General features: G+C 71.4%; 20 protein-coding genes and 1 pseudogene. 10 read left to right on the top strand and 11 right to left on the bottom strand.

Features of this window, described 5'->3' with window-relative positions; translation table 11 throughout:
* The first annotated feature begins 104 nt into the window (after positions 1-104).
* Entirely contained in the window at positions 105-1,466 is a 1,362-nt protein-coding gene (glnA, locus tag ACTWQA_RS18920; protein WP_305919775.1) for a type I glutamate--ammonia ligase, read from the top strand.
* A gap of 56 nt (positions 1,467-1,522) precedes the next feature.
* Here the strand turns inward: glnA and ACTWQA_RS18915 are convergent, their stop codons facing one another.
* The 5 genes from ACTWQA_RS18915 to ACTWQA_RS18895 form a co-directional block, all read right to left on the bottom strand.
* Positions 1,523-1,966, bottom strand: coding sequence for a GNAT family N-acetyltransferase (locus ACTWQA_RS18915; RefSeq protein WP_443160502.1), 444 nt, complete (start codon positions 1,964-1,966; stop codon positions 1,523-1,525).
* A 21-nt stretch (positions 1,967-1,987) separates the two neighbouring features.
* A complete protein-coding gene (locus tag ACTWQA_RS18910) occupies positions 1,988-2,335 on the bottom strand; it encodes a YciI family protein (protein WP_443160501.1) in 348 nt (115 codons plus the stop codon).
* A gap of 113 nt (positions 2,336-2,448) precedes the next feature.
* On the bottom strand, positions 2,449-4,371 hold the full coding sequence (locus ACTWQA_RS18905; protein ID WP_443160500.1) for a S8 family peptidase: 1,923 nt from the start codon (positions 4,369-4,371) through the stop codon (positions 2,449-2,451).
* Between the two features lie 207 nt (positions 4,372-4,578).
* Positions 4,579-5,208, bottom strand: coding sequence for an AAA family ATPase (locus ACTWQA_RS18900; protein ID WP_443160499.1), 630 nt, complete (start codon positions 5,206-5,208; stop codon positions 4,579-4,581).
* A gap of 102 nt (positions 5,209-5,310) precedes the next feature.
* Positions 5,311-6,078, bottom strand: a complete 768-nt coding sequence (locus tag ACTWQA_RS18895) for an ion channel (RefSeq protein WP_443160498.1) — start codon at positions 6,076-6,078, stop codon at positions 5,311-5,313.
* 347 nt (positions 6,079-6,425) lie between these two features.
* On the opposite strand from ACTWQA_RS18895, the gene ACTWQA_RS18890 reads away from it, so the two are divergent.
* Entirely contained in the window at positions 6,426-7,139 is a 714-nt protein-coding gene (locus ACTWQA_RS18890; RefSeq protein ID WP_443160497.1) for a PaaI family thioesterase, read from the top strand.
* A gap of 64 nt (positions 7,140-7,203) precedes the next feature.
* On the opposite strand, the gene ACTWQA_RS18885 is transcribed toward ACTWQA_RS18890, so the two are convergent.
* Entirely contained in the window at positions 7,204-8,055 is an 852-nt protein-coding gene (locus tag ACTWQA_RS18885; RefSeq protein WP_443160496.1) for an alpha/beta hydrolase, read from the bottom strand.
* Positions 8,056-8,064: 9 nt separating this feature from the next.
* Positions 8,065-11,577, bottom strand: coding sequence for a serine/threonine-protein kinase (locus ACTWQA_RS18880; RefSeq protein ID WP_443160611.1), 3,513 nt, complete (start codon positions 11,575-11,577; stop codon positions 8,065-8,067).
* Between the two features lie 57 nt (positions 11,578-11,634).
* Between ACTWQA_RS18880 and ACTWQA_RS18875 the strand changes: the two genes are divergently transcribed.
* Entirely contained in the window at positions 11,635-12,318 is a 684-nt protein-coding gene (locus tag ACTWQA_RS18875) for a type 1 glutamine amidotransferase (RefSeq protein WP_443160495.1), read from the top strand.
* On the opposite strand, the gene ACTWQA_RS18870 is transcribed toward ACTWQA_RS18875, so the two are convergent.
* Positions 12,296-12,877: an HXXEE domain-containing protein gene (locus ACTWQA_RS18870; protein WP_443160494.1), complete on the bottom strand. Its 582-nt coding sequence runs from the start codon at positions 12,875-12,877 to the stop codon at positions 12,296-12,298. The two genes, ACTWQA_RS18875 and ACTWQA_RS18870, sit on opposite strands and share 23 nt — an antisense overlap.
* An 80-nt stretch (positions 12,878-12,957) precedes the next feature.
* Between ACTWQA_RS18870 and ACTWQA_RS18865 the strand changes: the two genes are divergently transcribed.
* Genes ACTWQA_RS18865 through ACTWQA_RS18855 form a run of 3 tightly spaced genes read left to right on the top strand, consistent with a single transcriptional unit; the run spans position 12,958 to position 17,487 of the window.
* The gene (locus ACTWQA_RS18865; RefSeq protein ID WP_443160493.1) at positions 12,958-15,888 is read left to right on the top strand and encodes a bifunctional [glutamine synthetase] adenylyltransferase/[glutamine synthetase]-adenylyl-L-tyrosine phosphorylase; all 2,931 of its coding nucleotides are present in this window, start codon (positions 12,958-12,960) and stop codon (positions 15,886-15,888) included.
* Between the two features lie 32 nt (positions 15,889-15,920).
* On the top strand, positions 15,921-16,955 hold the full coding sequence (locus ACTWQA_RS18860; protein ID WP_443160492.1) for a hypothetical protein: 1,035 nt from the start codon (positions 15,921-15,923) through the stop codon (positions 16,953-16,955).
* 22 nt (positions 16,956-16,977) lie between these two features.
* Entirely contained in the window at positions 16,978-17,487 is a 510-nt protein-coding gene (locus ACTWQA_RS18855; protein WP_443160491.1) for a GNAT family N-acetyltransferase, read from the top strand.
* On the opposite strand, the gene ACTWQA_RS18850 is transcribed toward ACTWQA_RS18855, so the two are convergent.
* On the bottom strand, positions 17,457-18,314 hold the full coding sequence (locus ACTWQA_RS18850; RefSeq protein ID WP_443160490.1) for a LysR family transcriptional regulator: 858 nt from the start codon (positions 18,312-18,314) through the stop codon (positions 17,457-17,459). The two genes, ACTWQA_RS18855 and ACTWQA_RS18850, sit on opposite strands and share 31 nt — an antisense overlap.
* An 84-nt stretch (positions 18,315-18,398) precedes the next feature.
* On the opposite strand from ACTWQA_RS18850, the gene ACTWQA_RS18845 reads away from it, so the two are divergent.
* Together ACTWQA_RS18845 and ACTWQA_RS18840 are read left to right on the top strand one after the other, a co-directional pair.
* The gene (locus ACTWQA_RS18845; RefSeq protein WP_443160489.1) at positions 18,399-19,646 is read left to right on the top strand and encodes an MFS transporter; all 1,248 of its coding nucleotides are present in this window, start codon (positions 18,399-18,401) and stop codon (positions 19,644-19,646) included.
* Between the two features lie 243 nt (positions 19,647-19,889).
* Positions 19,890-20,582 carry a B3/B4 domain-containing protein gene (locus tag ACTWQA_RS18840; protein WP_327583335.1) on the top strand — a complete coding sequence of 231 codons (693 nt, stop codon included), beginning with the start codon at positions 19,890-19,892 and terminating at the stop codon, positions 20,580-20,582.
* Here ACTWQA_RS18840 and ACTWQA_RS18835 read toward each other — a convergent pair.
* A complete protein-coding gene (locus tag ACTWQA_RS18835; protein ID WP_443160488.1) occupies positions 20,572-21,168 on the bottom strand; it encodes a TetR family transcriptional regulator in 597 nt (198 codons plus the stop codon). The genes ACTWQA_RS18840 and ACTWQA_RS18835 overlap by 11 nt on opposite strands.
* A 46-nt stretch (positions 21,169-21,214) precedes the next feature.
* Here ACTWQA_RS18835 and ACTWQA_RS18830 point away from each other — a divergent pair, with 46 nt between their 5' ends.
* On the top strand, positions 21,215-22,402 hold the full coding sequence (locus ACTWQA_RS18830) for an amidohydrolase family protein (protein WP_443160487.1): 1,188 nt from the start codon (positions 21,215-21,217) through the stop codon (positions 22,400-22,402).
* Positions 22,403-22,512: 110 nt separating this feature from the next.
* Positions 22,513-22,719 (top strand): hypothetical protein, encoded by a 207-nt coding sequence (locus ACTWQA_RS18825; protein ID WP_443160486.1) that lies wholly within the window; start codon positions 22,513-22,515, stop codon positions 22,717-22,719.
* A 79-nt stretch (positions 22,720-22,798) separates the two neighbouring features.
* On the opposite strand, the pseudogene ACTWQA_RS18820 reads toward ACTWQA_RS18825, so the two are convergent.
* Positions 22,799-22,864, bottom strand: a pseudogene (locus tag ACTWQA_RS18820) (helix-turn-helix domain-containing protein); the annotation flags it as partial.
* Positions 22,865-23,002 lie beyond the last annotated feature (138 nt).

The raw sequence follows: 23,002 nt of genomic DNA, 5'->3' as shown, positions 1-23,002 counted from the left end.
GTGAGGCACGCACCGGCTTGTTCACCGGCACCCCCCGTAACGTGTGCGAAACACGGACACGGCATGCTGGTAGGAGACCTGTACTGTCTTCATGAGGGGATGCCTTGGACCGCCAGCAGGAGTTCGTGCTCCGCACGCTCGAGGAACGCGACATCCGGTTCATCCGGCTCTGGTTCACCGACGTTCTCGGCTTCCTCAAGTCCGTCGCCATCGCACCGGCCGAGCTCGAGGGGGCCTTCGCCGAGGGCATCGGCTTCGACGGCTCCGCCATCGAGGGCTTCGCCCGCGTCTACGAGTCCGACATGCTCGCCAAGCCGGACCCGTCGACGTTCCAGATCCTGCCCTGGCGCAGTGAGACGCCGGGTGCCGCGCGTATTTTCTGCGACATTCTCATGCCGGACGGCTCGCCGTCGCACGCCGACCCGCGCTGGGTGCTCAAGCGCACCCTCGCCAAGTGCGCCGACATGGGCTTCACGTTCTACACCCACCCGGAGATCGAGTTCTTCCTGCTGAAGAACCGGCCCGAGACCGGCGAGCGGCCCGAGCCCATCGACTCCGGCGGCTACTTCGACCACACGCCGCACAGCTCCGGGCACGACTTCCGGCGCCAGGCGATCATGATGCTCGAGTCGATGGGCATCTCCGTCGAGTTCAGCCACCACGAGGGCGCGCCCGGCCAGCAGGAGATCGACCTGCGCTACGCCGACGCGCTCACCACGGCCGACAACATCATGACCTTCCGGCTGGTCATGAAGGAGGTCGCGCTCGAGCAGGGCATCTGGGCCTCGTTCATGCCCAAGCCGTTCACCGAGCACCCCGGCTCCGGCATGCACACCCACATGTCGCTGTTCGAGGGCGACAGGAACGCCTTCTACGAGGCCGGCTCCGACTACCGGCTGTCCAAGATCGGGCGCTCGTTCATCGCCGGGCTGCTCAAGCACGCCGCCGAGATCACCGCCATCACCAACCAGTGGGTCAACTCCTACAAGCGGCTGTGGGGCGGCGCCGAGGCCATCGCGGGCCAGGGCGGCGAGGCGCCCTCCTACGTGTGCTGGGGCCACAACAACCGCTCGGCCCTGGTGCGGGTGCCGATGTACAAGCCGCACAAGGGCGGCTCGACGCGCATCGAGTTCCGCTCGCTCGACTCGGCCTGCAACCCCTACCTGGCGTTCGCGCTGATCCTCGCGGCCGGGCTGAAGGGCATCGAGGAAGGCTACGAGCTGCCGCCCGCGGCCGAGGACAACGTCTGGACGCTGACCAGCGCCGAGCGGCGGGCCCTCGGCATCCAGCCGCTGCCCGGCTCGCTCAATGACGCGATCGAGGTCATGGAGCGCAGCGAGCTGGTGGCCGAGACGCTGGGGGAGCACGTCTTCGACTTCTTCCTGCGTAACAAGCGGTCGGAGTGGCGCGAATACCGCCGCCACGTGACGGAGTTCGAGCTCGGCCGCTACCTGCCGGTCCTCTGACCCGCGTGCGCTGACGGCCGCCCGGCGCTCATGGACACGTGCGCCGGGCCGCTCGCTCAGCGGCGGTGGGACATGATGATCAGGTCATCGTCCGCCACCGCGTAGGTGACGGAGAAGCCCTCCGACTCGTAGAGCGCCCGGGCGCGCCGGTTGGCCGCCCGGACGTCCAGCCAGACGCGCCCGGCGCCGTGGTGTTCGTAGGCGCGGGCGAGCGCCGCCCTGAGCAGCGCCCGCCCCTGACCAGCGCCACGCCGACCTGGATCGACCACCATCCTGCGCAACTCGATCACGCCGTCCCCGCCGCTCAACCCCGCCAGCACCGCGAACCCCGTCACCGTGCCGTCGTGCTCGGCCACGACGTGGTCCTGATCCGGGTCGGCCAGCGCACCCTCGTGCCAGGCCAGGCCCGTCTCGCCCAGCCACGCCGCGGTGTCGCGGTCATCCTCCCAGGCGGTGAGCAGCGGCAGGTCCTCGGCCGTGGCGGGACGGATCATCGACATGCGGGCAGGATAGCCAGCCGATCAGCCGCCTTGGAACTCGCGTACCTCGACCGGCAGCAGCGCCACCGCCTCCGCCATCTTGCGGCCCCACTCGAGCGCCGTCTCCATGTCGGGCGCCTGGATGATCGTGAACCCGCCGATGTGCTCCTTGCCCTCGGTGTACGGCCCGTCGGTGGTGAAGGCCTCGCCGGCCCGCATCCGTATCACGCGCGCCTGATCGGCGGGCTGCAGCCCGCCGGAGAAGACCCACGCGCCGGCGTCCTTCATCTCCTTGTCGAGGGCATTGAGGTCCTGCATGATCGGGTCCAGGATCTCGGGTGCCGGCGGCGGCCCGTCGCCCTGGTAAATGGTGAGGACGTACTGCTTCATGAGGTGCTCCTTCCGTCAGTACTCACCCCTTACACGAACGACGTCCGCCCGGATCGACACCCGGGAACGAAAAGCGGGCCACGTCATCGACGTGACCCGCTTTTCAGAAACTTCTACTTGTTGACGTGCTTGTACAGGTATACGGCTGCCTTCTTCATCGCGGCCGTGCTCTTGCCCGTACGGTGCCGCTCCGCGGCCGCGACGGCCTTGGAGAGGGTCGTCTTCCCATGCACCTTGGCCGAGCCGTTGTACACGCCGTGCGCGTAGTTCAGCCAGGCGGCCAGCAGCTCACGGTCGAGCAGCGCCTTGGCGGCCTTGCTCTTGGTGCCAAGCACCTTGTACGCCTTGGCCAGGGTGGTCGCGTCGGTCAGCTCGGGGAAGATCTTGCTGCCGTTCTGGGCCAGCGTCAGGTAGCACACGAGCGTCTTGTCGCTCAGGCTGCCCTTGTTCTTCAGCATCTCTGTGGCCCAGGTCTTGGCGCTCAGCGGCTTGGTGCCCTTGCCCCGCGTGCAGTTGTCGGGAACCGGAACCAGGTCGATGTTCACTCCCGGGTCTCCGGGACCGCCCGTGTGAGTGTGCGTCGGAGTCGGGCTCGGCGTCGGCGACTTCGTGGGTGCCGGTGTGGGTGTCTTCGTCGCCGTGGGCGTCGAGGTCGGGGTGGCCGTGGGCGTCGAAGTCGGGGTCGCGGTGGGCGACGTGGTAGGCGACGCGGTCGGCTTGGGCGGCAGGGCGGGGACCAGATCGATCCGCTTGGTGGTCACCTGCGCACTGCCACTGTCGTACGTGATGCTCTTGCCGGTGGTCTGCAGCTTCGCGGCAAGTTCGCTGGCGGACGCGTCCGGGTACGCCTGCCGCATGATCGCCAGCGCACCGGCTACGTGAGGGGCTGCCATCGAGGTGCCGCCGGCACTGGCGAAAGTGTTGTTCGGCACGGACGAGACGATGGTCACGCCCGGCGCGAACAGGTCGAGCAGCCTGCCACGGTTGGAGAAACTCGCCGGGGCGTCGTTGTCGTCGGTGGCGCCGACTGTGAGCACCTGGGAGAGGCAAGCTGGACTGCTGACGCCGTCCTCGAAGCCGTCGTTGCCCGCGGCGACGACGGTGGTCACGCCGGCCCGCAGGAGCGCGATGACTTCGGGCTCGATCCCGTCCTCGCCGTCGACGTTGTCGCAGTGCGCAGTGTACTTGGTGGGGCCGCCCAGGCTCATGTTGGCGGCGACGACCTTGTGCGTGGCTCGGACGCCCGCGAGGTATTCCAGCGCCAGCTTCTGGTCGGAGGTCAGGCTGAGGATGCACGGAGCGGTGGTGCGCAGCTCCGCGCAGACGGGGCCGTTGAAGCGGGTGAACACCTGGATGGGCAGGATACCCGCCTCAGGGGCGACGCCGTTGGAAGGGGCGTTTGCCGCCTTCTTGCCCGCCGCGATGCCGGCCACGTGCGAGCCGTGGGCGCACTCGTTCGAGCCCGACACGATGCAGTTCGCGGTCTCGGCGTCGGCCGCGCCCGGACCAATCTGGACCGGCAGGCCGTTGGGGCACAGGGACACCGCCTGGTAGTACGGGTCGGCGTAGACGGTGGAGAAACACGCCTCGGTCACGATCCGCTCCGCGAAGAACGGGTGGTCGCGGTCGATGCCTGTGTCGAGGATCGCGACGGTCGAGCCCTTGCCGGTCCAGCCCGCCTCGTTGGCCTTGTCCGAGCCGATCAGCTTGGTGCTTGCCGCGAGTGACGGCTTGCTCAGCTTGTCCTCGTAGATGGACTCGATGCGGTCGTCGGTCTTGAGCTTGTTGAGCGTCTTCGTGTCCATGGTGGCGACCAGGAACTCATCGGAGCTCGTCTTGTCGATGACCCTGGTGGCGCTCGAGGCGTCCTCAGTGGTCTTGGCCACAGCCGAAACGCTCTCGCCGCTCTTGAGCTCGATGATCGCGCGTACCTTCTCGCCCGATTTCACATCGGCCGTGACGCTCTTGGCGACCTCGGGGTCGCCGGCGCTCGCCTGGGCGGGCGCGGCGACGGCCAGCAAGGCCGTCGTTGTCATGACGAGCGCAGATGCGCTCGCCAGTAGAGACCGCAGTCTCACAGGACCTCCGGGGGGTTGAGGGGACCCACCCATCAGCGGACATGCGGGCATGCGAGCAGAGCTCAGCGACGCCCGCGCTTCCCCGTGGCTGATGTTGGAACGCTTCCCCGTTTATGTCTGAGCCGCAAGCGTAGGGAGTGACCGGAGGAAACGGTGGGAATGAGGTTATTCCGTTATGTGGAAATCTTGGTGTGTTGAATTGCCGGTCGGGCCGTCGAAGACGATGGACCCCAGGAGGGCGGCCTCGGCGCGGTCGAGGATGCGGGCGCCGGCCGCCGGGGCCGGGTCGCCGTTCTTGACCCGCGCCACCAGGCCCGCCCACCTGCGCTGGTGGCGGGCGAACGTGCGGGGCGCGACCACCCTGCCCCTGGCTCGCTGCCCGGCCAGCGCCGCCTCCGCCGGGGCGTCCAGCAGGAGCAGGTGGAAGGCGGCGCCGTGGCGGCGGGCCAGCCAGGCGAAGCCGCGCAGCACGTACGGGCCGCAGCCCCGGTTGTGGGCGATGACCGACTGCCCGCCGGCCAGCGCGCGGCGGATGCGGGTCAGGTGGGTGACGAAGACGACGGCGCGGCGCAGCGGATAGGGGGCCCAGGTCATGCGGCCGTCCCAGTGGCGCCGGGACTGCGAGGAGTCGATCACCATGACCGTGTCCTTCGCGACCGGCGCGCTCTCCGCGCCGTGCAACCCGTACAGGCGTTGCAGCAGGGTGGTCTTGCCCGCGCCGGGGAGCCCGGTCAGGATGACCAGGGACCCGGACGGGTAGCGCACCATCGCGCCCTGTACAGGCTCACTTTGCACGGATCCGTGTCCCCTTCTTCCGATCACGCCGACCACTTCTCTCCGATCACGCCGGCAACGACCAGCCTCGCCGAGGCAGCAGGCTGGCGCGCACCTTAGAGGTTATGAATTCAACCGGGCGGTGAGCGTGGCCAGTTCGTCGCGCAGCGCGCCGTGGGTGTGGGCGAGCTCGGCCAGCGCCTTGCGGGTCTCGGCCAGTTCGGTGGCGATCTGGGCGAGCTCGGCCTCGGTACGGCGCTCCAGCGCCGCCGTGCGCTCGAACCGCTCGACGAACCAGGAGGCGATGGCGGCGGTGACGACGCCGGCCAAGGCGATGCCGGCGATCATCAGGCCGGACGCCACCAGGCGGCCCTCGGCGGTGACCGGGAAGCGGTCGCCGTACCCGACGGTGGTCATCGTGGTGAGCGACCACCACAGCGCGTCGCCGATGGTCTTGATGTTGCTGTCGGGGATGTCACGTTCCACGTCGAGCACGGCGATGCTGCCGACCACGCACAGGAACAGCGCCGTGCCCGTCACGTACACGACGGCGCGCAGGCGCAGCGGGAGCTGTACACGTTCGGCGATGACCTGGAGCAGCAGCAGTGCCCGCAGCAGCCACAGCGGGCGTAGGAGGGGGAGGAGGACGACCAGGAGCGAGGGGATGTTCCTGAGGAGGAAGCGCAGGCGGCGGGGCGCGAGCGCGACGCGGATCAGGTAGTCGGCGGTGAACAGGGCCCAGGTGGCGACCTGGACGTACCAGAAGGCCTTGTGCGCGGCGGGAGACAGGTCGGGGACGAGGACGGGGATCGCCCAGCTCAAGAGGAACCCCGTGCCGATGGCGAGGAGCGCCACGCTGGTGCGTCGCTCCCAGGAGGTCAGCCGGTCCATGCGGACAGTCTGCACTGGTCGGCCCGTATTGGGGGGATTGGTCGCGACACGCGGGATTTCCGGGCTAAAGTACGGGCAACGCCTTGATCGGCCTCACGCCGGGATCGCTCCCGGAGTGAGGCCGATTTTCGTTGCTTCTGACCCTTGAGTCACGCTTGCGCCATGTGCGGTGTCTAACCTCATGGTGAGGATGGGGAAGTTTCGGACCCGGTCGAGGCGTTATGGGAGGGGTACGGAGCACCCGGCACCCCCGCCCTCTGGGCAAACGGGTGGTCCAAGTAAAATTGGCCCTCTCTTTATGGTATTTCCGGACTTGCGCCTCATGTGGCGATATTGGAGGATGTGGCATGACGACGGCTGCCCTGCAGACCGTATTGACCGTTCCCCAGCGTTTCCGCGGGCCCGAGGGAGTCGCCAACGGCGGCTGGATCGCGGGCACTATGGCGGAGGCGCTCAACGGTGGTCGATCAGCCGTCGAGGTCACGCTCCATGCCCCCACACCGCTGGAGACCGAGCTGCGGCTGGAGCACGTGGCCAACTCCGTGTCCCTCGCGCACGACGACAAGCTGCTCGTCGAGGCCATCCCCGTGGCCGAGGATCTGGAGGGGCCCGGGTTCGTGGCGTTCAACGACGCCGCCCGCGCCGAGGCCGGGTTCCTGGGGCTGAAGGCGCACCCGTTCGCCGAGTGCTTCGCGTGCGGGCTGCGCGAGCCGGGTGACGGCCTGCGCATCTTCCCCGGCCCGGTCGAGGGCACGGACCTGGTGGCCGCCGGCTGGCGGGTGCCGTTCACGGTGTCGGGCGAGGACGGGGTGCCCGCCTCGATCATCGGCGCCGTGCTCGACTGCATCACCGGCTGGGCGCACTTCGGCCCCGGCGAGACCGCCCTGCTTGGCAGGCTGGCCCTGCAGATGCACCGGCCCGTCCAGCCCGGTGGGCGCTACTCGGTGGTGGCCCGCCCGACCGGCCGCGACGGCCGCAAGATGTACGGCCAGAGCGCCATCTACGAGATGGACGGCACGCTGGTGGCGGCCGCCCGCGCCACGTGGATCGCTCCACGCTGACCCGGACTACGGACGGCCCCTGAGCATCGCAGCTCAGGGGCCGCTTCCGTTGGGGATGGCGGCCTCAACCCCCGGTGAGCCGCTCCACGACGGTCCTCACGCAGCGGTCGTCGAACATGATCGTGTAGTGGTTGCAGTCGGGGACCATCTCGTCCCGCAGCCCGGGCAGCCGCGCCGCCCACGGGGCGGTCAGATCGTCGGGGAGCAGGCCGACGTCCTGGTTGAGCAGCCCGCGCGGCGCCCTGAGCAGCAGCAGCGGCGACGTGATCGCCTCCAGCGCGGCTCCCGCCCGGTCTTGCTCGGTGTTGAGCCATCGCCCGTCCTGCAGCACCGCCTCGCCCACGACCCGCGACCGCAGCGCGCCCTCGGGCCCGGTCAGGTCGTAGCGGACATACGCCTCGACGTCGTCGTTCCAGTGCCCGGTGAAGGCCGGATGGCTCTTGAAGAAGTCGATGTACGCCTGCGCCGACGGGTACGTCTGCCGCAACCGCGCCAGCGCGGGCCCCAGCGTGGCCTGCAGCGCCGCGTCCGGGTCCACGCCCTCGGGCAGTCGCGGGAACGGGATCCCGCCGTCCACCAGCACCACCTTGGCCCAGTCCCGCTGGGCGGCGGCCAGCGCGGCGACGTACGCGCCCATGGAGTGGCCGGTCAGCACCGCGTCCGGCCCGGCCCCCACGTGGCCGGCGACCCGCAGCACGTCCTCGGCGTGCCTGGGCAGCCCGTACGGACCGGGCAGCGAGGCGCTGTGCCCACGCCCGCGCAGGTCCATCGCGACCAGCGACCACCCTTCGGGCAGCCGCCGCGCCACCGCGCCCCACGCCATGAGCGAGGCGGTGATCCCGTGCACCGCGATGATCACCCGCGGCCCGTTCCCGAATGTGGCGATCCGCAGCCCGCCGACCTCTTCGACCCTCATATCCGGATCTTAAGGACAAACCTTCAGGTAGGGCACACCGGTCACGTACCGCTTCCACTCGGCGCCGCTCAACGGCACACCCGCGCGGGCGCACACCGCGGCGGCCACGTGGCCGGGGCCGACGAGCTGCTCGCGCACCATTCCCGAGCCGTCGAGCTCCACCACCTTGGACCCGTCCGCGGAGAACGCCAGCGCCATCGGCCCCTCCACCGCCCCGTCGCGCAGCACCCCCAGGTCCGCCCCCGCCGCCAGGTCGAACAGCTGGACCCGCCCGTCCTGGGTGGTCACCGCCGCAACGTCCTCGCGCGGCGACCTGGCCGCGACGGCGCCGCGGCCGCCGAGCCGGCCCCGGATCGGCTCCCCGGACTGGCGGTGCGTGGCCACGTCGTACACCGTCATCCGGCCGCGCGAGTCCACCGCCGCCACCTTGCCGCCGTCCCTGGTGAACATCACGCCGGTGATCGTGGTCCCCTGTCCGGTGCCGCCGAAGGCCCCGCCACGGGGCGTGCCCGACGCGGCGTCGAAGAGCTGCTGCGCGTCCGACGCCGCCGCCAGGGTCGTGCCGTCGGGGGAGAACGCCATGTCCCGGATCTCGTCCACGTGGGCCGACCACAGCGGGCGGCGGGCCCGCCAGTCCCACACCCGGAGCGTGTACGTGGTCTCTTCGTCCAGGTCGGCGGCCTCCAGCACACCGGCCAGCCGCGTCCCGTCGGGACTGAACGCCAGCAGGGTCGTATGGGAGAAGTCGCCGATCGGCCAGCGGGCCAGCTCCCGCCGCGTGCTCGTGTCCAGGACCGTGATCGTGCTGCTGCCCCCCACGGCCGCCAGCCGCCCGTCCGGGCTGAGTGCCAGCGCGCCGGCCCCATCGGCGTCCGGCCTGCGCTGCACGGGCTTTCCTGAAGGCTTGCCTGGCGTGGTCAGGTGGATCGCGTAGAGGTCCCCTGTGGCCAGCACGCGCCCGGGGACGAGCGCGGCCAGCGACCACCCGTTGCCCCCCGGCTCCGGACGCTCCCCGGTCAGGTCGGCGAGGTCCACGGTGACGACACGGTCCTCGTTCAGGTACCGCAACGTGTGCCCGTCGAAGGCGGCCTGGGGGACCGGCTGAGCGTCGTCGTCCGCTCCGCCGGGCAACGACAGCGCCGTGAGGAACGTGCTGTGACGCCGCCATACCTGGATCCCGGTACGGGTCACCGACGCCAGCAGCAGCCCGTCCCGGCTGAAGGTGAGCTCGCCCTCGTTCCAGCTCGTCCCGTCCAAGCCGATCTGCCAGGAGGAGCCGTCCTTCAACGAGGTCTCCTGAAGCCCGCGGCGCACCGTCTCCAGCAGCGATCGGCCGTCCGGGGTCAGCGCGAGCGGGAGCCCGCACGCGCCGCATCGCTCCGCGGCCGGCCGCGTGGACCTCCTGGCGAGGTCGGGCAGGCGCAGCAGGTCGATCCGCCCAGGCGTGTCCATGGCGTAGATCGCCTCTCCCGAGGGCGTCATGGCGCCCAGCGCCGCCTTGGTCCTCACCCGGGTGCCGCGTTCCAGATCCCACACGTGGTTGTCCTCGCCGTCCCACGCCAGCACGTACCGGTCCACGGTCCCGTACGCGAAGAACATCGGCGTGGGCTTCTTGCCGTATGCCCACGAGCGCGTCACCTTGCCCGTCCGCAGATCCCAGACGTCGGCCCGCGCAGCGGTCGCCACCACCACGTAGCGTTTGCTGGGCGACAGCGCCGCACCGACCAGGGGTTCACCTGCGATGCCCAGCCTGGCGATCCCGCCCGTCCGCCGGCCGGTGGGCACGTCCCACAACCGGATCGCGTCCTCACTGACGCTGGCGAGCGTCCTGCCGTCCAGGCTCAGCATCCGCAGCGTCTCAGCGGCCGTGGCCGGATCCCTGAACGCCGCCACCTCCCGCTGCGCCAGCGAGGCCGTCAGCGCCGCGCGCGTCTGCGGCGTGCGGTGCAGCCGCCACGACGCCACGCTGAGCTGCATCGCCACCCGCGGATCGCTGTGCCGCAGCGTGCCCGCCAGCTGCGCCAGCCGGGCCGCCTCCGCCTGGTCGCGCTGGGCGGCGATGTGCGCGGCCCGCTCGTCGGCCAGCCCGCCCTGGTACACGGCCAGCCCGGCGGCGACCAGAGCGATCACCAGCAGGCCGCCGAGCGAGAGCGTCACGAGCCGGTCCCGCCTGGCCCTGCGTGCCCGCATCCGCGCGCCCGCCGCCAGAAAGTCCCGTTCGAACGGCGACAACGTGATGTTCCTGCGGGCCGTGGCCGCCCACTGCAACGCGTTCTCCAGGCTGTGGCCATGGAACAGGTCGCCGTCCCTGCGCCCGGCGCGCTCCCAGCGCCGCGCCGCCGCCAGGATCTCCCGATGCACGGACAGGCCGTCCCGGTTGGCGTCCACCCAGCGGCGGTAGCGCGGCCAGGCGTGCGGCAGCGCCGGCCGGGTCAGCCAGACCTGCTCGTCGTCCCTGCCCAGCAGGTACGCGAACACCTCCAGGATCCGCGTCACCGCCGACACCTCGGGCAGCGGCCGGCCGTCCACCAGCTCGGCCAGCGCCGCGCGCCGCGCCGACAGCTCGCCCCGCTCGCCCACCGTGACGAGCCTGAGGAACACCTCCGGCGCGAGCTCCCGCTCCTCCTGGCCGAGGTGCGCGTACGCCTCCTCGGCCAGCGTCCCGAGCGCCGGGTCCGCCGCGGCCGCCGTCACACCGGCCGCCTCCCTGCCGCCTTCGGCGAGGAGATGCGCGGTGTCCGTCCCGGCATGCCCGCTGACCAGGGACAGCAGCAGCTCCCGCGCCGTCGGCCGGTGCAGCGGCTCCTTGCTGAGCGTGGCGGCCACGAGTGGGCGCAACGCCTCCGGCAGCACGCTCAGGTCGGGAACGGCCGACAACACCCGGTGCATGACCCCGCCCAGGCTCTCGGCCTCGAACGGATCCTTTCCTGTCGCCGCGTACAGCATGATCGCGCCCCACGCGAACACGTCCGCCGGCTTGCCGGCCCGCTGCCCGGTGAACACCTCCGGCGCCATGTACGTCGGCGTCCCCGTCACCAGCCCGGTGCTGGTGAGCGACATCTCGGCCGTCCTGGCGACACCGAAGTCGATCACTCGCGGGCCGTCCGAGCCGAGCAGCACGTTGTCCGGCTTGAGGTCACGGTGGATCACGTCCGCGTCGTGGATCGCGGTCAGTGCCGTGGCCACCGCCGTCCCCAGCCGGTGCAGGTCGCCGCCGGTGAACCGGCGTCCCTCCGCGACCGCCCTGCGCAGGCTGGGGCCCTCGACGTACTCGCTGACGATGTACGGCCTGGCCTCCTCCAGCCGCGCCTCGATCACCCTGGCTGTGCAGAACGCGGCCACCCGCTGTGCCGCGGTCACTTCCCTGGCCAGCTGCGTGGCCTGGCCGCGGTGCAGCACCTTGATCGCCACCCGCCGGCCGTCCTCGGCGTACGCCTCGTAGACGACCCCCTGGCCGCCCGCTCCGAGCCGTCCGGCCAGCCAGTAGTCCCCGAGCCGCTGGGGATCGTCCTCGGTCAACATCTCCACGGCGTGTTGGATGATACGTTTGGGACGAAAGTTCCGGATAAATTACCTGGTATGCGCATCACCGTAATCGAGCACGAGGCCGAGGCCGGGCTCGGGTATCTCGGCGGCTGGCTGGGAGCGACCTGCGAGGTCGTGCGGTCGTACCTGGGGGAGGACGTGCCCGAGCGGGCCGCCGACGGCCTGATCGTGCTCGGCGGTGCGGCGGCGGCCTGGGAGGACGAGCGCAGCCCCTGGCAGCCGGCCACCCGTGACCTGCTGCGCCGCGCGGTGGACGAGGCCACGCCCACGCTTGCCATCTGCCTGGGGGCGCAGCTGCTCACCATGGCCTGCGGGGGCACGGTGGAGCGGGGCGCCGGCGGGCTGGAGGTGGGCGCGTGCGAGGTGGTCGCGCTGCCCGAGGCCGCCGCCGACCGGCTGCTGTCGGGCGTCGGCACGGCCGTGGCCATCCAGTATCACCAGGACGCCATGACGCGGCTGCCGGACGGGGCGGTGCCGTTGATGACCGGTTCCCCGTACCCGAACCAGGCCTACCGGCTCGGCGAGGCCGCCTGGGCGGTCCAGTTCCATCCCGAGGCCACGCCCGAGATCTTCGCCTCCTGGACGGCCGAGTCGGATCTGGAGGCGGCCGAGGAGCTGAACGCCCAGGTCAAGGCGGCCGAGAGGGCCCTCGTGGCCACCTGGCGCCCGGTCGCGCAGGCTTTCGCCGACGTGGTCAGAGCCGCCGCCCGCCCCTGACCCGCGCGGCCTGCGCGGCACCCGCCCGGCGCGGGCCGCGCGGCTGGGTGAGCGCGTGGGCGATCGCATGCACGCCGCCCAGCAGCAGCGGGAAAGCCACCGTCGCCGCCAGGCCCGCGCGCCCGGAACGCGCCGGCACCCCTTCGGACCGCAGCCGCCGCCACGCCCACACCGAGAAGGGGATCACCACCACGGGGGCGGTCACCGCCCCGGGCGTGTACCCACGGGTCACGGCCACCTGCGCCAGGTGCGCCACCCCGTGCGCGCCGAAGCCGGCCAGCGCCGCCTGGAAGACCGGGCTCCGCCCGCCCGTGCGCGCCCCCAGGGCCGCCGCCCCCGCCATCACCCCGCCCATGAGCCCGATGGCCACGTTGACGTGCCGCTGTGACACCTCCAGCCGCTCCCAGGGAATCCAGGGAAGCCGCCCCTCCAGCCGCGGCCGCGCGGCTCGCGCCCATCCCGCCATGGTCGCCAGCTCCTCCGCGTCGTGCAGGGCCCACGCCGCGAGCAGCCCCCACGTCACCGTCGCCGGAACCCGTCCCACGTCCACCCGTCCCACGTCCACCCTCCCACCGAAACGCAACGCAACGTTGCGTTCGATGCTACGGCTGCCGGCGCGAGTGCTGTCAAGATGGAGAGGTGCCCAGGATCGAATCGACCACCGCGCGCCTCGCCAAGCTCGGCTTCGCCGACGGCGCCAGGGCGGCCCAGCTCGTCCGCCAGGCCGGCACCGACCTGGACGACCTCCTCGAGTCGCTGGTGGACGTGGCCGACCCCGACCTGGCACTGGTCTCGCTGACCCGGCTGATCGAGCGCGAGCCCGCCGTGCTCGGCACCCTCCGCCAGGACGACGACCTCAAGGTCAGGCTGCTGGCCGTGCTCGGCGTCAGCGCCGCCCTGGGCGAGCACCTCGTCCGTCACCCCGGCCAGATCGCGTGGCTGGCCGAGCCGCAGCCGGGCGAGGCGCGAGCCGAGCTGCTGCGCGCGGTCGGTGCCGATCCGGAGGCCCCCGAGCCGGTCGCCACGGGCGAGAGGACGCTGGTGGCGCTGCGGGTGGCCTACCGGGGCAGGCTCACGCACCTGGCGGCGCGCGACCTGACCGGCCAGGCCTCGCTCCAGGAGGTCATGGCCGAGCTGTCCGACCTCGCGGGCGCCGCGCTGGAGGCCGCCCTGGCCATCGCGCGGGCGGAGGTGGACGCGAGCGACGTACGCCTCGCGGTCGTGGGCATGGGCAAGTGCGGCGCCAGGGAGCTCAACTACATCAGCGACGTGGACGTGATCTTCGTGGCCGAGCCGCGCGAGGGCGCCGACGAGGCCAAGGCACTGCGTACCGCGACCAGGCTGGCCCAGGCCATGATGCGGGCCTGCACCGCGACCACGCCCGAGGGCTCGCTGTGGGAGGTGGACGCCGGCCTGCGTCCCGAGGGACGCTCCGGGCCGCTGGTCCGCACGCTCGGCAGCCACCTGGCCTACTACCGGCGCTGGGCCAAGACGTGGGAGTTCCAGGCGCTGCTCAAGGCCCGGCCGGTGGCGGGCGACATGGAGCTGGGCGCCGCCTACGTCGAGGCGGTCAACGACATGGTCTGGACGGCGGCCACCCGCAAGGACTTCGTCGAGGACGTGCAGGCCATGCGCCGCCGGGTCGAGGCCCACGTGCGCTCGGAGGGGGAGCGGCAGCTCAAGCTGGGGCCCGGCGGGCTGCGGGACATCGAGTTCGCCGTGCAGCTGCTGCAGCTCGTGCACGGGCGGCTCGACCCGCTGCTGCGCCGCCGGGCCACGCTCCCCGCGCTCGCCGCGCTCTCCCGAGGGGGCTACGTCGGCCGCGACGACTCGCGCAGCCTGGCGGAGGCGTACTCGTACCTGCGCCAGGTCGAGCACCTGCTGCAGCTGCACCGGCTGCGGCGCACGCACCTCGTGCCCACGGGCGAGGGCGACCTGCGCAGGCTGGGCCGGGCGCTGGGCATGCAGACCGACCCGGTGGGGGAGTTCACGGCCAGGTGGCGGCGGCACGCCATGGAGGCGCGGCGGCTGCACGAGAAACTCTTCTACCGGCCGCTGCTGCAGGCGGTGTCGCGGCTGCAGGAGTCCGAGGCGCGGCTGTCGGCCACGGCGGCGGCGGCCAGGCTGGAGGCGCTGGGCTACGTCGACCCCAACGGGGCGCTGCGCCACATCGGCGCCCTCACCTCCGGGGTGTCCAGGCGGGCCGCGATCCAGCGCACCCTGCTGCCGGTCATGCTGGGCTGGTTCGCCGACACGCCCGACCCGGACGCCGCGCTGCTGGGGTTCAGGCAGGTCAGCGACAAGCTGGGCAGCACGCCGTGGTATCTGCGGCTGCTGCGTGACGAGACGGCGGTGGCCGCCAGGATGGCCCGCGTGCTCGGCACCAGTCGCTACGCGACCGGCCTGCTCATGAACGCACCCGAAGCGGTCGCCATGCTGGGCTCGGACGAGGAGCTCGCCGTGCGGCCGCGGGAGTCGCTGCGCGGCGAGGCCTCCGCCGCGGTGTCCAGGCACGTCGGCGGGGACAGCGGCGCGGAGACCGCCGTCGCCGCCGTGCGGGCGCTGCGCCGCAAGGAGCTGTTCCGCATCGCCGTGGCCGACATCTTCGGGCTCGCCGACATCGAGACGGTCGGCGGCGCCCTGTCGTCGCTGACCGACGTGACCCTCCAGGCGGCCATGGACGCCGCGCTCAGCAAGGTCGGCGACGTCACCTCCTTCGCCGTCATCGCCATGGGCCGGCTGGGCGGCCTGGAGAGCTCCTATGCCAGCGACGCCGACGTCATGTTCGTCCACCGGCCCAAGCCCGGGGTCGAGGAGCGCAAGGCCACGGACGCCGCCTTCGCCGTGGCCAACGAGCTGCGCAGGCTGCTGTCGCTGCCGGCGCCGGACCCGCCCCTGATCATCGACCCTGACCTGCGGCCGGAGGGCCGGCAGGGCCCGCTGGTGCGCACGCTCGCCTCCTACCGCGCCTACTACTCCCGCTGGTCGTCGCCGTGGGAGGCGCAGGCGCTGCTGCGCGCACGGTTCTCGGCGGGCGACGCCGAGCTGGGCGCGGCGTTCACCGAGATGATCGACGAGCTGCGTTACCCGCAGGGCGGGCTGCACGACGACGCGGTCAGGGAGATCAGGCGGCTCAAGGCCCGCATGGAGGCCGAGCGGCTGCCGCGCGGCGCCGACCCCGGCCTGCACACCAAGCTGGGCCCCGGCGGGCTGTCCGACGTGGAATGGGTGGCCCAGCTGCTGCAACTGCGCTACGCGGGCACGCTGCCGTCGCTGCGCACCACGCGCACGCTGGACGCGCTGCGCGCCGCCGTGGCTGAAGAGCTGCTCACCCTCGCCGACGAGGCCGTGCTGGCCGAGTCGTGGCGCTTCGCTTCCCGCATCAGGGACGCGATCATGCTGGTCAAGGGCCGTCCTGGCGACAGCGTGCCGCGCGACGCGGGCGAGCGTAAGCTCCTCGCGCAGACCCTCGGCTACCCGCCGGACGGCTCGGAGGACTTCCTGAACGATTACCGCCGCGTGACCCGCCGCGCACGCCTCGTGGTGGATCGAGTCTTCTACGGGGCTTGATCCACCCCGGTGCGCCGGTGTATCAAGGCCCGGTGTTATCCGTTTACGTGGATCTGGCCCTCGGCCTGGTGGTGTCGTTCCTGCTGCTGTCGCTGCTGGTGAGCGGCGTCAATGAGGCGTTCGTGCGGGTGCTCGCCATCCGGAGCAAGTTCCTGTGGGCCTACCTCAGGGACACCATGGACGGCGCCGACGACAAAACCGGGTCGTGGTTGCCGGCCAAGATACGCGACGTGTTCACCGCGCTGCCGTTCCTGCGCGATCCACGTCCCCGCCACAGCGACCTGCCCGCGCCCGCCGAGGCCGGCGGGCTGCCCGACCCCCAGCATCGGGCCGGTGACTCCATGATCAACCTGCTGTACGAGCGGGTCAGGGAGATCGACCACGCCAAACGCGGCCGCACCAGCATCGCCAACATCCCGCCCGGCCGGTTCGCGGTCGCGGTGATGGAGCTGGCCGCGGGGGAGGACGGCGACGTCGACCGGTTCCTGGAGAAGCTGAAGGCCATCGACAGCCCTCTGTACGGCCCCCTCAAGGGCATCTGGGAGACGGCGCAGCGCGACCTCGACCGGTTCAGGCAGGGCATCGAGACCTGGTTTGACAGTGAGATGCAGCGGCTGTCGATGTTGTACAAGCGCTACGTGAAGTGGGTCGTCGCCGTGCTCGGCCTGCTGGTGACGCTGCTGTTCTCGATGGACGGGCTGGAGTACGGCAAGACGCTGCTGCGGGACAACGCCTTCCGCGCCTCGGTGACCGCCGTGGCCGAGGCGGGGCCGGACGCGTACAACGAGCTCAAGGCCCGCTGCAGCGGCGAGGACCCGATGCGGTGCGTCACCGAGACGCTCAGCCAGCCGGCCCTGGTCAGGATGCTCGACCAGGCCCTGGTCAGCGTGTCGATCCCAGAGCAGGGTGACCCGAGCGCGCACTGGAACGGCGGCCTGTGGTGGGACCGGATCAGCACGCCCAGCCACTGGCCGGGATTTCTGCTGACGTATGTGGCGCTGCTGTTCGGCGCGCCGTTCTGGTGGGATGTGTTCCGTCGGATCACCGGCATCAAGGGGAGGCGCTGAGGTGGAGACGGAGCGGCTGATCATGCGCAGATGGCGTGAAGAGGATCGGGAGCCCTTCGCCGCCATGAACGCCGATCCCGAGGTGATGGAGCACTTTCCCGCGCCGCTCACCCGTGAGCAAAGCGACACCCTGGTCGACAAGATCGAGCAGCACTTCGACCAGCACGGGTTCAGTTTGTGGGCGCTGGAGGTACGCGAGAGCGGGGAGTTCATCGGCTTCGCCGGGCTGGGCTGGCAGATCTTCGACGCGCCCTTCCTGCCCGCCGTGGAGATCGGGTGGCGGCTGGCCCGCCCGGCCTGGGGCCACGGCTACGCCACCGAGGCGGCCAGGCGGGCCGTCACGTACGCCTTCACCGAGGCGGGCCTCGACGACATCATCTCCATGACCGCCGCGCGCAACCTGCGCTCCCGCGCCGTCATGGAGCGCCTCGGCATGACGTACGAGGCGGACTTCGACCACCCCCGGATCCCGGAGGGCAGCCCGCTGCGCCGCCACGTCCTCTACCGGCTCAAGCGCGGCGAAGACGCATAGCCGCTGAGGGCGTAGAGCACGTCGCGCAGGGCCGGCTCACGGCCGGACCGCCAGACCAGCCGCAACGCCAAGTTTTCCGTCGGCTGTGTCTCGAGGGCCACCAGCGCTCCGGAGGCCAGATCGGCGCCCACCGCGAAGTCCGGCAGGAGCGAGCTGCCCAGCCCCTGCCTGGCCCACTCGCGGGCGGTGGCGATGCTGGTCAGCTCCCTGCGCCTCACCTCCGTGCCGAACAACCGATCGGCCGCCAGCCGGATCGAGCAGCCCCTGGGACTCACCAGCAGCGGCTCCCTGTCCCCGTCCGGCGCCGCGACAAGGGACAACGCCACCTCGCCCACATCCAGGAAGTCGAGCTCGGCCGGCGGGCTGAACCCCAGCCCGCCCACCCGCGCCCCCGAGTCCAGCAGCAGCGCCGCGTCCAGCCGCCCATCGGCGACCTCGGCCAGCAGCGACTGCCTGGTGAGCGAGCGCACGTCCACATCCAGGTCAGGACGGCGCTCGGCCAGGCGGCGGATCACGGCGGGCAGCCTGGCCGCGGCCAGCATTTCCAGCGCGCCGATCCGCACCTGGCGGCGCTCGCCCGTCACGGCCCGGCGTACCTCGTCGGCGTGGTCCAGCAGGCCCTGCGCTCGCGCCAGCAACGCGGCGCCCGGCTCGGTCAGGCGCATGCCCCGGGGTGTGCGCTCGAACAAGGCCACGCCGAGGCTGCGCTCCAGCCTGCGCACCTGCTCCGACACCGATGCCGGGGCGAGGCCGAGGGCGGTCGCGGCCTCCGTCACGGTGCCGGCGCCTGCCACCGCCACGAACCCCCGCAACTGCCGCAAGTCCATGCACGCCAGCATACGGTTTTCCCGAACGCTCCTTGCGGCTGCGCCTGTTGAGCGGAGATGGCGCGTTTCCGCAGGCTGGGGCGCATGCGAATGATCGGCTTCTCCCTCGCCTACTTCCTGGTGATCCTCGATACGACCGTGCTCACCATCGCACTGCCCGACCTGCGGGCCTCGCTCGGCGGCTCGCTGGCCGGCCAGCAGTGGGCCGTGAACGCGTACACGGTCGCCTTCGCCGCCTCCCTGCTCACCGGGGGAGCGGCGGCCGACAGGTACGGCGCCGCCCGGATCTTCAAGGTCGGCGTGGCGGCCTTTGGCGTGATCTCCCTGCTGAGTGCCGCGGCGCCGCACCTCGGGATTCTGATCGTGCTGCGTGCTCTGCTCGGCGTGGCGGCCGCGCTCTGCACGGGCGGCACGCTCGGCCTGCTCGCCGAGTTGTTCCCCGAACCCGCCGCCCGCGCCCGCGCCACCGGCCTGTGGGCGGCCATCACCGGCAGTGCGCTCGCGGCCGGGCCCCTGCTGGGCGGCCTCCTGGTGGACCTGTCCGGCTGGCGGGCCGTGTTCCTGATCAACCCGCCGCTTGCGCTCATCAGCCTCCTGGTCATGCGCCGGGTACGCTCCCCGCGTGGCGTGCGGCGCATCGACTGGTCGGTGCAGGCCCTGGCCTGCGTGTTCCTCGGCCTCCTCGCCGAGGCCCTGATCGACTCCTCGGTGGTCGCGTTCGCTGGAGCCCTGGTCGCGTCGGCCGCGCTGATCGTCGTCGAACGCCGCAGCCACGCCCCGGCGCTGCCTCCTGGCCTGCTCGCCGCCACCTGGCCCGAACTTCTGGCCGGCACAGTGGCGAACTTCGCCTTCGCCTGCGCCCTGTTCGTCCTCACCCTCCAACTCCAGGACGTCCGGCACCTGACCCCGCTCGCGGCCGGGCTGGCGTTCCTGCCGCTCACCATCCCCATGACCGTGAACCCGATGCTCACCGGCCGCCTCGTGGCCCGCTACGGCCCGCGCCCACCCATCCTGGGCGGCCTCGCCCTGATCGCGGCCGGCCTGACCGGTGTGGCCCTCTCCGACGCGCTCACGCCCGGGCTGGTGATGATGGGCGTGGGGCTGTCGTTCGTGCTCCCCGCGCTGATGGCCGGCATGCTCGACAGCGCACCGCCAGGAACGGCGGGTGCGGCGGGTGGCGTACTCAACGCCTTCCGCCAGGTCGGCGCCACCCTCGGCGTGGCGGCGGCGGGCACGATCGGGCGACCGCTGCTGGCGGCGGCCATCCTGACGGCCGCGACCTGCGCCTGCTACGCACTCACCACCCGCCGCCACACCACGGTCCCCGCCTGATCCTCCACCCGTCCCCGCCTGATACTCCACCGTCCCCGCCTGATCATCCACCGCCAGGGCCGTCATCTCCGCCGAGAGCCCGGCCATCGGCCGTCACCGCCGTCCAAGAGCCCGCCTCTCCCGGCTCCGGCCCCACGCCCCGACCCGCGCCTCCGTCCCTCCTCTGCGGATGGCGAGTATTGTGATCGGCGCGGCGGAGCGCCATGCGGGCGCATCGTCGTGGCCACGACGATGGAGGTGACCGTGCGTTTCCAGCATTCGAGCGACATCTGGCGGGACTTCCCCGAGCTCGTCCCCGCGGTGATCTCCGTGCGGGGCGTCAACGCGGGCGTGTCCGTGGAGGACCGGGTCGCGACGTTCGGCGAGCTCGCCGCGAAGCGGCTGGCTACCGCGTCGGAGGGCGAGCTCCCGGAGATCCAGGCGTGGCGCCGGGCATTCTCGAAGATGGGGCTCAAACCGACCCAATACCGCTGCGCCTCGGAATCGCTGCTGCGCCGCTTCAGAAAAGAAGGCGCCCTGCCGCGCCTGCACCCGCTGATCGACCTGTGCAACGCGGTCTCCATCGCGTACGCGATCCCGGTCGCGGTGTTCGACACTTCCAAGATCGCGCAATACGTCGAGGTACGGCATGCGGTGGGCGACGAGACCTATGTGACCTTCTCCGGCGAGACGGAGCACCCGCCCGCAGGAGAGGTGATCTTCGCGGACGCCGAGAGGATGGCGCACGCCCGCCGCTGGACCAACCGCCAGAGCGGCCACTCCGCTGTCCGCGACACGACCACCGACGTCCTGATCGTCACCGAGGCGCTGCACGAAACAGCCCAGTCCGACGTCGAGTCCCTCATGGCCACGCTCAACGACGAATTGGCAGCGCTCTGGCCGGTGACTCCCCGGGCGGCGATCCTCAGTCCCTCGGCGCCCGAGTTCACCGTGTGATGCCGCAGAGGACGGCGTCGGCCAGCGCCTCGGCCTGATCGGCGGGGGAGAAGAGGTCGGGGCAGGCCAGCCAGGTGGCGGCGGTCCCGTTCACGGAGGTGATGATCGTCAGCGCGGCGGCCTCCGCCGAGACCTCGTCGCGCAGTCCCGCCCCTGCGAGCAGTTCCATCAGGCCGCGCTTCCATCCCTCCATCATGATCCGCTTGTCCCGCAGCCCGGTCTCGAGCTCCGGGAGCCCCTCGGCACTGCGCATCGACAGTGCGAACGCCTGCCGCAGCGTCGCGTCCCGCTCCAGCGCTGTGAAGAACGCCACCAGGAACCGCCGCATCCGCTCCATCACCGGCCCGTCACCGTCAAGCGTGCCCCAGACGGGCGCGGCCGCCTCGGCCCACAGCTCGCTGATCGTCGCGAGGTAGAGCGCGGCCTTGTCATGGAAATGGTGGTACGCGGCCCCGCGGGTCACCCCGGCCCGCTCGGCGATCCCCGCGAGGGTGGCGGCGGCGTACCCCCGTTCGGAGAAGACGGCCAGCGCGGCTCTCAACAGCGCCTTCCTGGTCTCCGCCGCTTCCTCGGCCGTTCGTCGCATGACTGCACTCTTTCATACAGGCGTGCACGTATGTTTATATACATTCATGCATGTATCTAAGCGGCTGATCTTCAGGAATGTGCGGGTGTTCACTGGCGACACGACGCTGAGGTCGGCGAACGTGACGGTCTCCGGCGGCGTCATCCTCTTCGTGGGGGAGGAACCGTCGCCGCATTCCCCGGGCGACGAGGTGATCGAGGGGCGCGGGCGGACCCTGCTCCCTGGCCTGATCGACGCGCACGCCCACGTATTCCCTGGCGACCTCGAACAGGCCGCGTTGTTCGGCGTGACGACAGTCCTCGACATGATGGCCGACCCTGCGCAGGCCGCCACGTTGCGTGGTAGCGGAGGAGCGGATCTGCGTACGGCGGGCACCGCGGCGACGGTCCCTGGGGGCTACGGCTGGTACCTGGTGGACATGGGCCTCCTGCCGCCGTTCCCGACCCTCGTGACGCCGGATGAGGCGGACATGTTCGTGGCGAGCCGCTTCGCGGAGGGCTCCGACTACCTCAAGATCCTTCTGGATGACGGCTCCACGACCGGCCTGCCCACGCCTTCTCTGGCGAAGGAGACGGTCGGCGCGCTGGTGACGGCGGCGCACGACCGAGGCAAGATCGTCGTCGCGCACGCCCTCACCGCCGAGACCGCCCGTCAGGCGTTGCGGGTGGGCGCGGACGTGCTGGGGCACGTGTACGTGGACCGCCCGGATCCTGAGCTTGTCTACGAACTCGCCGAGACCGCGGTGGTCCCCACCTTGGCTGTGCTCGGTGAACTGTTCGGCCCCGGGACGGGAGGCAAGGCCCTGGCTGCCGACCCGAGAGTGTCTCCGTACCTGACCGAGGGCTCGCGCCGCATGCTCACTATGGGCCCGTTCCCACTGGGGGAGGGCGCCCGGCACGACCTCGGCGTGGCGACACGCACGGTCGCGGACCTACGAAACGCCGGCGTGACCCTGCTCGCCGGCTCCGACGCCTCCAACGTCGGCACCGCCCACGGCGCGACGCTCCACCAGGAACTCGCCCTGCTCGTCGCGGCCGGCCTGCCCCCGCGTGAGGCCCTCGCCGCCGCCACTTCGGCTCCCGCCGACCGTTTCGCGTTGCACGACCGCGGCCGCATCGCTCCGGGCCTACGCGCCGACCTTCTCTTGGTCGACGGCGACCCCACGGCCGACATCGACACCACGCTCGACATCGTCGGCGTGTGGTTGGCAGGCCGTCGCCTACCGAGGAAGTGACATTCCGTGACGACCGCAGCACAGCGAGCCTACGGCGCCTAAGGTGTAGGAGAACGAGAGTCGGAGTTCGAGCGCTGCACGTCGGCGAAGGGGATGGGGTGAGATTCGCCGTGTACGACGACGGTACCGTGACGGTTCGTGACTTCGTGTCGATCCCCGCTGACGAGGCGTGGTTCTGGACGACTGAATGGCGGGCCGGTGAGGTGCAGACAGCAGCGCACATCGCGGCCCGTCGCACGACCTTCCATCGCTCTGCCGAAGACATGTTCGCGCATCTCGACTCGCTCGGCGGCGGCCGATGCTCTCCTTCGGGCTGATCGCTTCGAACGGGGACTTGGGGAGGCTGGCTCTCGCCGCGTACCGGCCGACTAATTCCATGATGGCCACGTCGCCCCGCTCGATCTGCGAGACCCGGCCCTTGGTGACGCCCATGCGTTCGGCCACCTCCGCCTGCGTCAGCCCCTCCCACTTTCGCTGTTAGGCGAGCCGATGGCCGACCACGTAGGCGTCGATCTCATGCCGCGGCTGCGCCCGCTCCTTGTTGCCCGGCCGCAACTCCTTCAGTTTGGCTAGCCGAGCTCCCTTCAAGGGACCACCGTG

It is taken from the genome of Nonomuraea sp. 10N515B (assembly GCF_052245915.1).
Lineage (GTDB): Bacteria > Actinomycetota > Actinomycetes > Streptosporangiales > Streptosporangiaceae > Nonomuraea.
The sequence above is the reverse complement of the archived record's forward strand: the minus strand, read 5'-3'. Positions and strand labels throughout refer to the sequence as shown.